General features: G+C 73.3%; 11 protein-coding genes and 1 pseudogene. 3 read left to right on the top strand and 9 right to left on the bottom strand.

The features are described from left to right. Together CLT72_RS01790 and pyrR are read right to left on the bottom strand one after the other, a co-directional pair. Nucleotides 1-915: pseudogene (locus CLT72_RS01790) on the bottom strand (aspartate carbamoyltransferase catalytic subunit); the annotation flags it as partial. A 55-nt stretch (nucleotides 916-970) separates the two neighbouring features. Continuing rightward, entirely contained in the window at nucleotides 971-1,555 is a 585-nt protein-coding gene (gene pyrR / locus CLT72_RS01785) for a bifunctional pyr operon transcriptional regulator/uracil phosphoribosyltransferase PyrR (protein WP_101409232.1), read from the bottom strand. Between the two features lie 284 nt (nucleotides 1,556-1,839). Here pyrR and bldD point away from each other — a divergent pair, with 284 nt between their 5' ends. Continuing rightward, nucleotides 1,840-2,328, top strand: coding sequence for a transcriptional regulator BldD (gene bldD / locus CLT72_RS01780; RefSeq protein ID WP_013285505.1), 489 nt, complete (start codon nucleotides 1,840-1,842; stop codon nucleotides 2,326-2,328). A 131-nt stretch (nucleotides 2,329-2,459) separates the two neighbouring features. On the opposite strand, the gene nusB is transcribed toward bldD, so the two are convergent. The 5 genes from nusB to CLT72_RS01755 form a co-directional block, all read right to left on the bottom strand. Then, a complete protein-coding gene (gene nusB, locus CLT72_RS01775) occupies nucleotides 2,460-2,870 on the bottom strand; it encodes a transcription antitermination factor NusB (RefSeq protein ID WP_172896683.1) in 411 nt (136 codons plus the stop codon). A gap of 23 nt (nucleotides 2,871-2,893) precedes the next feature. Beyond that, entirely contained in the window at nucleotides 2,894-3,451 is a 558-nt protein-coding gene (gene efp, locus CLT72_RS01770; RefSeq protein WP_089000969.1) for an elongation factor P, read from the bottom strand. A gap of 646 nt (nucleotides 3,452-4,097) precedes the next feature. Beyond that, a complete protein-coding gene (aroQ, locus tag CLT72_RS01765; protein WP_101409231.1) occupies nucleotides 4,098-4,529 on the bottom strand; it encodes a type II 3-dehydroquinate dehydratase in 432 nt (143 codons plus the stop codon). Then, nucleotides 4,526-5,602 carry a 3-dehydroquinate synthase gene (gene aroB, locus CLT72_RS01760; protein WP_101409230.1) on the bottom strand — a complete coding sequence of 359 codons (1,077 nt, stop codon included), beginning with the start codon at nucleotides 5,600-5,602 and terminating at the stop codon, nucleotides 4,526-4,528. The genes aroQ and aroB overlap by 4 nt, the downstream gene beginning before the upstream one ends. 107 nt (nucleotides 5,603-5,709) lie before the next feature. After that, nucleotides 5,710-6,675: a helix-turn-helix transcriptional regulator gene (locus tag CLT72_RS01755; RefSeq protein ID WP_101409229.1), complete on the bottom strand. Its 966-nt coding sequence runs from the start codon at nucleotides 6,673-6,675 to the stop codon at nucleotides 5,710-5,712. Nucleotides 6,676-6,755: 80 nt separating this feature from the next. Between CLT72_RS01755 and CLT72_RS01750 the strand changes: the two genes are divergently transcribed. Then, nucleotides 6,756-7,484, top strand: a complete 729-nt coding sequence (locus CLT72_RS01750; protein WP_101409228.1) for an alpha/beta fold hydrolase — start codon at nucleotides 6,756-6,758, stop codon at nucleotides 7,482-7,484. Between the two features lie 9 nt (nucleotides 7,485-7,493). Here the strand turns inward: CLT72_RS01750 and CLT72_RS01745 are convergent, their stop codons facing one another. Both CLT72_RS01745 and aroC read right to left on the bottom strand, forming a co-directional pair. Then, a complete protein-coding gene (locus tag CLT72_RS01745; RefSeq protein WP_101414876.1) occupies nucleotides 7,494-7,997 on the bottom strand; it encodes a shikimate kinase in 504 nt (167 codons plus the stop codon). 46 nt (nucleotides 7,998-8,043) lie between these two features. Next, nucleotides 8,044-9,222 carry a chorismate synthase gene (gene aroC / locus CLT72_RS01740; RefSeq protein WP_101409227.1) on the bottom strand — a complete coding sequence of 393 codons (1,179 nt, stop codon included), beginning with the start codon at nucleotides 9,220-9,222 and terminating at the stop codon, nucleotides 8,044-8,046. 141 nt (nucleotides 9,223-9,363) lie between these two features. On the opposite strand from aroC, the gene CLT72_RS01735 reads away from it, so the two are divergent. Further along, nucleotides 9,364-10,629, top strand: coding sequence for a cation:proton antiporter (locus CLT72_RS01735; RefSeq protein ID WP_101409226.1), 1,266 nt, complete (start codon nucleotides 9,364-9,366; stop codon nucleotides 10,627-10,629). Nucleotides 10,630-10,644: the final 15 nt, after the last annotated feature.

Genomic DNA, 10,644 nt, shown 5'->3' with positions numbered 1-10,644 from the left:
TCCCCCGAGCAGCAGGTAGAGGACGGCCATCCGCACGGAGACCCCGTTGGCGACCTGTTCGACGATGGTGGAGCGGGGCGAGTCGGCCACCTCGGGCGTGATCTCCATCCCCCGGTTCATCGGGCCGGGGTGCATGACGATCGCGTGCTCGGGCAGCCGGCGCATCCGCGGGCCGTCCAGGCCGTAGCGGCGGGCGTACTCGCGGGCGGACGGGAAGTAGGAGTCGTTCATCCGCTCGCGCTGCACCCGCAGCATCATCACCACGTCCGACTGCGGCAGCACCGCGTCGAGGTCGTAGGAGACGTCGGTGCCGGGCGCGAGGGCCTGCGCGATGTGCACGGGGATCAGCGTCGGCGGTCCGACCAGGGTCACCTTCGCGCCGAGCGTGGACAGCAGCAGGACGTTGGAGCGGGCCACCCGGCTGTGCAGGACGTCCCCGACCACCGCGACCGACAGGCCGGCCAGCCGCCCCAGCCGGGAGCGCATCGTGTACGCGTCGAGCAGCGCCTGGGTGGGGTGCTCGTGGGTGCCGTCGCCGGCGTTGACCACCGAGCCGTCGACCCAGTCCGCCAGCCGGTGCGGGGCGCCCGAGGCGGGGTGCCGGACGACCACCGCGTCGGCCCCCATCGCCTGAAGCGTCAGCGCGGTGTCCTTCAGGCTCTCGCCCTTGGTCACGCTGGACCCCTTGGCCGAAAAGTTGATCACGTCGGCGCTGAGCCGCTTCGCCGCCGCCTCGAACGAGATCCGGGTCCGGGTGGAGTCCTCGTAGAAGAGGTTGACCACGGTGCGTCCGCGCAGCGCGGGGAGCTTCTTGACCTCCCGGCCGGCCACGGTGGCCATCTCGGCGGCCGTGTCCAGGATCTCGGTGGCGGTGGTGGCGTCCAGGTCGGCGCCGGAGAGCAGGTGCCGGATCACTGTGCCTGCCTTTCGTTCGCGACTGCGGGGCTCCGCTGCGCTGCACTCCTCGCGCTCACCGGGGGGTCTCCCCGTACAACTTGACCTCGTCGGCGCCGTCGGTCTCCGCGAGGGTGACCTTCACGCTCTCCGCGAGGGACGTCGGGATGTTCTTGCCGACGTAGTCGGCGCGGATCGGCAGCTCGCGGTGGCCGCGGTCGACCAGGACCGCGAGCTGGACCGACGCCGGGCGCCCGACGTCGTTGAGCGCGTCGAGCGCGGCCCGCACCGTGCGGCCGGAGAAGAGCACGTCGTCGACGAGGACGACCCGCTTGCCGTCGATGCCGCCGGGCGGCACCTGGGTCGGGCCGACCGCGCGGGTGGCGTGCCGGCGCAGGTCGTCACGGTAGAGGGTGATGTCGAGCACGCCCACCGGGACGGTCACGTCCTCGAAGGTGCTGATCCGGGCGGCGAGCCGCCTCGCGAGGGGGGCGCCCCGGGTGGGGATGCCCAGCAGCACCGTGTTCCCGGCGCCCTGGGTCTTCTCCAGGATCTGGTGGGCGATGCGGTCGACCACGCGCTGGACGTCGGCGCTGGCGAGGATCACCTTCACCGAGGGTTGTCGCGGCGGCGGCGACTGGGCAGCCGGTGGGTAGGCCACGGCGGACCTCCTTCCCCGCCTCACGGGACGGGTCGTTAAAGGACGTCGGATGCCGGCACCGGGACGCGAGCGGCCCGGACCGGGGCTTCCCGCCACGTTACCAGTGGTCACCGCACTGAGCACCGCCGGCCACTGACCCCCTGCTCAGCCCGGCGAAATGGGGACAACTCCCCCGGTGATCCCAACGGTAAGGTCACGACCACTTGACCAGTTGTGCCAATCCCCGTACCGTCACGCTCCGTAGCGATCGCTGGGAGAACCCCGAGCAGCACTGGGAGTGTTTAATGCCCTCTGAATACGCCAAGTCTCTGGGCGCCCGCCTGCGCTCCATCCGCCAGCAGCAGGGCCTCTCCCTGCAGGGTGTGGAGGAGAAGTCGAACGGGCGGTGGAAGGCGGTGGTGGTCGGCTCCTACGAGCGCGGCGACCGCGCCGTCACGGTGTCGCGCCTGGCGGAACTGGCCGACTTCTACCGTGTCCCCGTCTCGGAGCTGCTGCCCGACGGCAGCGGGGTTCGCCACGAGCCCACCAGCAAGATCGTCCTCGACCTGGAGCGGCTCTACGACGAGGCATCCGAGGACCTGGCCTACGTCGCCCGGTACGCGCGGGCCATCCAGCAGCAGCGCGGCGACTACAACGGCCGCGTGCTCTCCATCCGCGCCGACGACCTGCGCGCGCTCGCGATCGTCTACGACGCCTCGCCGTCCGGCCTGATCGAGCGGCTCACCGAGCACGGTGTGCTGGTCGCCGACCCGCGGGCGTTCTTCGCCAGCTGACCGCGACCGCGCGAAAGGGCCCGTGCCGTCCGGCACGGGCCCTTTCTGTCGTACGTGTCGCGTTCCCCGTCCGCACCCGCGCCACCGTCACCCACAGGGTGTGACGCACGTCGGGTGTGACGTGCGCCGCGTCAGCGCGTGGCGTACTCGGCGATGCGGCCGAGGATGCCGTTGAGGAAGCGCGGCGAGTCGTCGGTCGACATCTGCCGGGCCAGCTCGACGGCCTCACTGATGGCCACCGCGTCGTCGATCTCGTCGACGTAGAGCAACTCGTAGACCGCGATCCGGGCGAGGTTGCGGTCGACCGCCGGCATGCGGTCCAGCGTCCACCCCTCGGCGTAGCTCGCGATCACCTCGTCGATCCGGTCGAGGTGGGCGGCGACGCCCTCGACCAGGCTCACCGCGTATCCCAGGTGCTCGGGTCGGGGCTTCTCGATCCGCTCGATGTAGCCGGCGAGCACCTCGACCGGCGGGCGGTCCCGCAGGTCGGCCTCGAAGAGCACGTCCAGCGCCCGCTTGCGCGCCTTGCGGCGCGCCGGCATCTGCTGCTTGGGACCCTCGGCCATCAGGCGCGGCCGAGGTAACGGCCGTCGCGGGTGTCGACCTTGATCTTCTCGCCGGTGGTGACGAAGAGCGGCACCTGCACGGTCGCGCCGGTCTCGACGGTGGCCGGCTTGTTGCCGCCGGTGGACCGGTCGCCCTGCAGGCCGGGCTCGGTGTAGGTGACCTCCAGCACGACGCTGGTGGGCAGCTCGATGTAGAGCGGCACGCCCTCGTGGGTGGCCACGGTCGCCTCGGCCTCGGGCAGCAGGTAGTTCGCCGCGTCGCCGACCGTGGCGTTCGGGACGGTGATCTGGTCGAACGTCTCCAGATCCATGAAGACGTAGTCCTCGCCGTCGGCGTAGAGGTATTGCATGGTGCGCTTGTCCACGGTCGCGGTCTCGACCTTGGTGCCCGCGTTGAAGGTCTTGTCGACCACCTTGCCGGACAGCACGTTCTTCAGCGTGGTACGCACGAACGCACCACCCTTACCGGGCTTGACGTGCTGGAACTCGACGACGGCCCAAAGCTCTCCGTCGAGGTTGAGTACCAGGCCGTTCTTCAGGTCGTTGGTGGTGGCCATTTCCTGCCTTGATCATCAATTGGCGGACAGACCTGGCAAGTCTACTAGTTGCGCCGAACGCCGCTGCCCGGCGCTGCCCGCGCCCCGCCCGAGGCAGCCCGCGCCCCGCCAGACGCCGCCCCTTTCGGTGCCGACTGCGTCCGACACCGCCCCCGTTCCCCCACCCGGCCGCGGCACGCCGCCACCCGCCAGCGACGCGTCGCGCCGTGGTCCCGGCGCTCCCCCGGGGCCGGCAACGCGGTTCCCGCAGCGCCAGCGGACAGCGGGACATCACTCTCCGCAGCCGGACGCACCCTTGCGGGATGACCACCCCCCGCCCCTTTGCTCTGCAGCCACCGACGCACCACTAACCGTCGGTGATATCCCGAGCTGGCGACGATTTTCCTGATGATAGGAAAACCGCAGGTCAATCCGATGGTGCGAATCCGTATGCAGAGCAAAGCGCCTGAAGGGCGGCATGGGTGAGTCGTCCGGACAATTACGGTGGGTAGCACAGAGGGGCGTGACTCAGTGTCATCGGCAGCCGCGCGGCGCGGTCCGCCGTCGCCGCTTCACGGCAGCCGACCCGCGGCTCGCGCGCAGCACTCGCCTGCGCACGCGGTGGACGGAGCGGCGGGGCGGGGCGGCGGGGCGGGGCGGCGGGGCGTCAGGCGCTGCGGGCGGCCAGGTGGTGCAGGGCCAAGCGGTAGCCGTCGACCCCGAGTCCGCAGATCACCCCGGTGGCCACGGCCGACACCACCGAGTGGTGCCGGAACTCCTCGCGGGCGTGGATGTTGGAGATGTGCACCTCGACCAGCGGCCCGCGCAGCATGGCGCAGGCGTCCCGGACCGCGTACGAGTAGTGCGACCAGGCGGCGGGATTGAGCACCACGGCGGCGCCCTCGTCGGCGGCGGCGTGCAGCCAGCCCAGCAGCTCGTGCTCGGCGTCGGTCTGCCGGACCGTCACGTCCAGGCCGAGTTCCCGCCCGGTCGACTCGCAGAGCGTCACCAGGTCCGCGTAGCTGGTCGCCCCGTAGACGTCCGGCTGCCGGATGCCGAGCCGACCGAGGTTGGGGCCGTTGAGCACGTGGACCTTCACGCGGCCACCTGGCGGTAGGCCGCCTCCAGCAGCTCGTCGTCCGGGCCCTCCAGGATCGCGGGCCGGGCCAGCCCCTCCAGCACCACGAAGCGCAGCTGGCTGCCCCGGGTCTTCTTGTCCACCCGCATCGTGGCCAGCAACCCCGGCCAGGCCCCCGCCGGGTAGCCGGTGGGCAGGCCGAGCGACGCCACGACCCGCCGGTGCCGCTCGGCGGTGGGGGCGTCCAGCCGGCCGGCCAGCCGGGCCAGCTCACCGGCGTAGACGAGGCCGACCGACACCGCGTGGCCGTGCCGCCAGCGGTAGCCCTCCGCCTTCTCGATGGCGTGGGCCAGGGTGTGGCCGTAGTTGAGCACCTCCCGTACGCCCGACTCGCGCAGGTCGCCCGAGACCACGTCGGACTTCACCCGGATCGCACGTTCGATCAGCTCACGGGTCACCGGGCCCGCCGGGTCGGTGGCCGCCGCCCGGTCCCGTTCCACCAGGTCGAGGATCACCGGGTCGGCGATGAAGCCGCACTTGACCACCTCGGCCAGGCCCGCGGTCAGGTCGGCCGGCGGGAGGCTGTCCAGCGTCGCCAGGTCGGCGAGGACGCCGACCGGCGGGTGGAACGCCCCCACCAGGTTCTTGCCGGCGGCGGTGTTGATCCCGGTCTTGCCGCCCACCGCCGCGTCGACCATGCCCAGCAGCGACGTCGCCACCGGCACCCAGCGCACCCCCCGCAGCCAGCAGGCCGCGACGAAGCCGGCCAGGTCGGTCACCGCGCCGCCGCCGACGCCCACCACCGCGTCGGTACGGGTGAACCCCGCCTCTCCCAGCCGGTCCCAGCAGGTCGCCGCGACGTCGATGCGCTTGCCCGCCTCGGCGTCCGGCACCTCGATCAGCAGCGGCGTGACGCCGGCCGCGCGCAGCCGCCCGCCGATCGCGTCGGCCAGTTCCTTCAGCGGGTAGGCGTGCAGCACCGCCACCCGCGTCGCGTCCGGCAGCAGCCCGGGCAGCGCGTCGAGCAGGTCGCGTCCCACCAGCACGTCGTACGGGCGCTCGCCGCCGACCGGGATCCGGGTCACCTCGTCCATCGCCGGCAGCCTAGTGCAGCCGCCCGATCGCCGGCGGGAACTGTCCACTTCGTGGCCACCCGACCGCGTGCCCGGGCAGGGGCGCGCGGGCCGCCCCTCGGGCGGGATCACCCGGGCACCCGGGCCGCCCAGGCGGCCAGCCTCCGGGCGTGCGCGGCGACCTCGGCGCGCAGGGCCTCGGGGCGTACGACGGTGAACGGCCAGCCCAGCCCCGCGAGCAGCTGGGCCATCCCGGCCAGGCTCTCCGCGCGGGCACGCAGCAGCACGCCGCCGTCGGTCGCGCTCAACTCGGCCAGGCTGGGCGGCAGGCGTCGTCGGGCGGCGGCCAGGTCGGCCTCCAGCAGCACCTCGACGTCGTGGGCGTACGGGACGCGGGCCAGCGATCGGGTCACCTGGGCGACCGGGTCGAAGCCGGCGGGGACGGTGAAGGTCTCCTCCCCCGGCAGCACCTCCCCGATCCGGTCCAGCCGGAACGTGCGCACCTGCCCGCGCAGGTGGTCGTGGCCGGTGACGTACCAGCGGCCGGAGTGGAAGACCAGCCCGTACGGGTCGAGCTCCCGGCGGGTGACCGCGCCGGAGGAGGAACGGTGCTCCAGCCGTACCCGGCGCCGGTGCCGGGCGGCGGCGCCGAGGGTGAGCAGCGTCCCGGTCGCCGGCCGGGCCTGCGGCGCCGATCGCCGCAGGGTGAAGCCGAGGTGCTCCTGCACCGCCGCGAGACGGTCACCCAGCGTGGGCGGGAGCACCCTGCGGATCTTGGCCAGCGCGGTCGCGGTCGCCGGCTCCTCGGTGCCCAGCCCGAGCCGCTCGGCGGCGACCAGACCGAGCAGCACGGCGACGGCCTCGTCGTCGGTGAGCATCAGCGGCGGCAGCTTGTAGCCGGGACTCAGCCGGTAGCCGCCGTGGCGGCCCCGCTCGGCAGCGACCGGGATGCCCAGCTCGGCCAGGGTGGCGGCGTAGCGGCGCACCGTGCGCCCGTCCACCCCCAGCCGGCGGGCCAGCTCCGCCCCGGTGAGCCGGTGGTGGCTCTGGAGCAGTTCGAGCATGCCGAGCACCCGGGCGGCGGGATGCGACACGGACCACTCCTTCAAAGCGGGCGGAAAGCGTCCGGATTCGATCGTACGGTGGTCGCGGACGACGAGAGAGGGAGGCCGCGATGGCGACGTTCGTACTGGTGCCGGGGTTCTGGCTGGGCGGTTGGGCGTGGCGCGACGTGACCGCGGCGCTGCGCGGGCAGGGCCACGAGGTCCACCCGGTGACGCTGACGGGGGTGGCCGAGCGCGCCCACCTCGCCGGCCCGGAGGTCGGTCTGGAGACACACACGACCGACATCGTCCGGCTGATCGAGGTGGAGGAGCTGCACGACGTCGTGCTGGTGGGCCACTCCGGCGGCGGGCTGCCGGTGACCCAGGCGGCGGACCGCGTCGGAGAGCGGATCGCCCGGGTGGTCTACGTGGAGAGCGGGCCGATGCCCGACGGCATGTCGCAGTTCGACAGCAACCCGCCCGAGGAGCAGGAGCGGCTGCGCGCCGAGATCGGCGACGGGCACCTGCTGCCCCCGCCCGCGTTCGACCCGGCCCAGGACCCGCAGAACCTGGCCGGGCTGGATCCCGCCGCGCTCGCGCAGCTGCGGCGGCGGGCCACCGCCCACCCGCTGCGCGCCGCCACCGACCCGGTCCGCCGCACGGGTGGGCCCGCGGTGCCGACGGCCCTGGTGGCGAGCACCTTCCCGCTCGCGGTGGTCGAGGACATGATCGCGAAGGGCCACCCGTTCTTCGCCGGGCTGGCCGGCGGCCGGCTGTACGCGCTGCCCACCGGCCACTGGCCGATGCTCAGCGAGCCGAAGGGCCTGGCCGACGTGCTCGACCGCATCGCCCGCGACTGACGGCCGCTCTCAGCGATCGAGCAGCGCGGCGATCTCGGCGGCGATCTCCGCCGGCTCCCGCCCGTCGGTGACCACCGTGGCGGTGGCCACCTCGGCGTAGAGCGGGCGGCGCTGGTCCAGCAGGTACTTCAGCGTCGCCCGCGGGTTGATCGCCAGTAGTGGGCGGCCCGCGCCGAGCCCGACCCGCTTCACCGCGTCGGACAGCTCGACGGAGAGGTACACCACGGGGTGCCCGACCAGGGCGGCGCGGTTCTCCTCGGCGAGGACCGCGCCGCCGCCGAGGGCGAGCACGCCCTCGCACGAGGCCAGGCCCGCCGCCACCGCCGCCCGTTCGAGGGTACGGAAGTGCTCCTCGCCCTCGTCGATGAAGATCTCGGGGATCGGTTTGCCGGCCAGCCGCACGATGTCCAGGTCGGTGTCGCGGAACTCCACGCCGAGCAGTTCCGCCACCAGCAACCCGACGGTGGTCTTGCCGGAGCCGGGCGCCCCGACCAGTACGCAGACCGGCGCCATCAGCGGCACCGCCGGCCGACCGCGCGCCCCGCCCGCCGTCGCGCGCTCACCGGATCACCAACGCGTCGAGGTAGCCGGCCAGGTTGCGGCGGATCTCGGCGACCGAGTCGCCGCCGAACTTCTCGGTGGCGGCCTCGGCCAGCACCAGCGCCACCATCGCCTCGGCGACGACGGCGGCGGCGGGCACGGCGCAGACGTCCGAGCGCTGGTTGATCGCCGTGGCCGGCTCGCCGGTGGTGACGTCCACCGTGGCCAGGGCCCGGTTCAGCGACGAGATCGGCTTCATGGCGGCCTTCACCCGCAGCGGCTCGCCGGTGGTGATGCCGCCCTCCAGCCCGCCGGCCCGGTCGGTGACCCGACGCACGCCGGTAGCGGTGGGGATGATCTCGTCGTGCGCCTCGGAGCCCCGGGAGCGCGCCTGTTGCCAGCCGTCGCCGATCTCGACGCCCTTGATGGCCTGGATGGACATCAGGGCGGTGGCGAGGCGGGCGTCGAGCTTGCGGTCCCACTGCACGTGGCTGCCCAGGCCCGGCGGCACCCCGTACGCCAGCACCTCGACCACGCCGCCCAGGGTGTCGGCGGCCTTCTTCGCGGCGTCGACCTCGGCGACCATCCGGGCGCTGGCCTCCGGGTCGAGGCAGCGCAGCGGGTCGGCGTCGATGCGCTCGGCGTCGGCGGGGGCCGGGCGGAGCCCGGGCTTCGCGGCGACCGGGCCCAGCTCCACCACGTGCGAGACGATCTCGACGCCGAGGGCCTGCCGCAGCAGCGCCTTGGCGACCGTGCCGACGGCGACGCGGGCGGCGGTCTCCCGCGCGCTGGCGCGTTCCAGGATCGGCCGGGCGTCGGTGTGGCCGTACTTCTGCATGCCGGCCAGGTCGGCGTGCCCCGGACGGGGGCGGGTCAGCGGCGCGTTGCGGGCCTGGCTGGCGAGTTCCTCCGCGTCGACGGGGTCGGCCGCCATGACCGTGCGCCACTTGGGCCACTCGGAGTTGCCGACGCGGATCGCGACGGGGCTGCCGAGGGTCACCCCGTGCCGGAGCCCGCCGACGACCTCGACCTCGTCCCGCTCGAACGACATCCGCGCACCCCGGCCGTAGCCGAGCCTGCGCCGGGCCAGCTCACCGGCGATCTCCCCGGTGGTCACCTCGACGCCGGCGGGTACGCCCTCCAGCATCGCGATGAGGGCGGGACCGTGCGATTCCCCTGCAGTCAACCAGCGCAACACAGCGGTCAGTCTGTCACGCCCGGTGGCCGCCGCCGTGCGGTGCCCGCCGCGTCCCGCCCTACGGACGCCACGGTCGGCGGGAAACCGTACGATCAGCGCGGTCCGCCGGGAAGTCGGCAGTGACCTCGTCGACCCCGATCCCTGGGAGCCCCGGTGCTGCTCTTCGCGTTCGCCGCCGCCCTGCTGCTCGCGGTCCTGCTCTCCAGCCTGGCCCACCGCACGATCCTGTCCACCGCCGTGCTCTTCCTGGTCGCCGGTTTCGTGCTGGGCCCGGAGACCACCGGCGTGCTGGACATCACCGCCGACTCACCGATCGTGGCGACGCTGGCCGAGCTGGCCCTGTTCACCGTGCTGTTCACCGACGGCATGCGGGTGGGCTGGGCGGACCTGCGCTCGGCGTGGCGGCTGCCCGGTCGGGCGCTGGGGTGGGGCCTGCCGCTGACGCTGCTGATCACCGCGCTGCTGGCGCACTACGTGGTGGGGCTGGGCTGGCCGGAGTCGCTGCTGCTCGGGGCGGTCCTCGCGCCCACGGACCCGGTGTTCGCCTCGGCGCTGGTCGGCAACGACCGGGTGCCCGGCAGGCTGCGGCACCTGCTCAACGTCGAGTCCGGGATCAACGACGGCCTGGCGCTGCCCTTCGTCATCCTGTTCCTGGCCGTCGCGGCCGGCTCGGACGACCTGCACCTGGACGAGCTGGGCCTGGAACTGCTGCTGGGGGTGGTCATCGGGGTCGGGGTGCCGTGGTTGGCGCTGCGTCTGGAGAAGGCCCGGTTCTTCTCGGCCTCCACCCAGTACGAGCCGCTGAACGGCGTGGCGATCGGCCTGCTGGTGCTGGCCCTGGGCCAGGTCACCCACGCCAACCTGTTCCTCGCGGCGTTCGCCGCCGGCATCACCGTGGCCACCTTCGGCGAGCGGCAGCGGGAGAGCTTCGAGCAGTTCGGCGAGCTGATCGCCGAGGTGTTCAAGCTGGCCGCGCTGCTGGTCTTCGGCGCGCTCATCTCGATCGAGTTCCTCGGCGAGATCTCCTGGCCCGGCTGGGTGTTCGCGGTGCTCGCCATCGTGGTGGCCCGGCCGGTGGCGCTGGCCGTCTCGTTCCTCGGCTCCCGGCTGAGCCGCACCGAGCAGTTCGCCGCGATGTGGTTCGGGCCGAAGGGCTTCGCCTCGGTGGTCTACGGCCTGCTGGTGCTCCAGGCGGGCATCCCGGCCGGTGACGAGATCTTCCACCTGGTGGCGCTGACCATCGTGCTGTCGATCCTGGCGCACTCCTCCACCGACGTCGTGATCGCCCGGATCTTCGATCCGGCCACGACTCCGGCGTGGTACGAGAAGCTGCGACAGGCTTCGGCCGATCGCCGGGGGCGGCGCGAACGCCGGGTGACCGACCGCCCCGACACGACCCACCGCTAGGGTTCCCGCGCCCGG

The sequence above is a fragment of the Micromonospora sp. CNZ309 genome (assembly GCF_002846525.1).
The sequence above is the reverse complement of the archived record's forward strand: the minus strand, read 5'-3'. Positions and strand labels throughout refer to the sequence as shown.

Coding starts and splice junctions, on each gene's coding strand:
- bldD (WP_013285505.1), top strand. CDS start 1,840: ATGCCCTCTGAATACGCCAAGTCTCTGGGCGCCCGCCTGCGCTCCATC.
- nusB (WP_172896683.1), bottom strand. CDS start 2,870: ATGCCGGCGCGCCGCAAGGCGCGCAAGCGGGCGCTGGACGTGCTCTTC.
- efp (WP_089000969.1), bottom strand. CDS start 3,451: ATGGCCACCACCAACGACCTGAAGAACGGCCTGGTACTCAACCTCGAC.
- aroB (WP_101409230.1), bottom strand. CDS start 5,602: ATGGACGAGGTGACCCGGATCCCGGTCGGCGGCGAGCGCCCGTACGAC.
- CLT72_RS01750 (WP_101409228.1), top strand. CDS start 6,756: ATGGCGACGTTCGTACTGGTGCCGGGGTTCTGGCTGGGCGGTTGGGCG.
- CLT72_RS01745 (WP_101414876.1), bottom strand. CDS start 7,997: ATGGCGCCGGTCTGCGTACTGGTCGGGGCGCCCGGCTCCGGCAAGACC.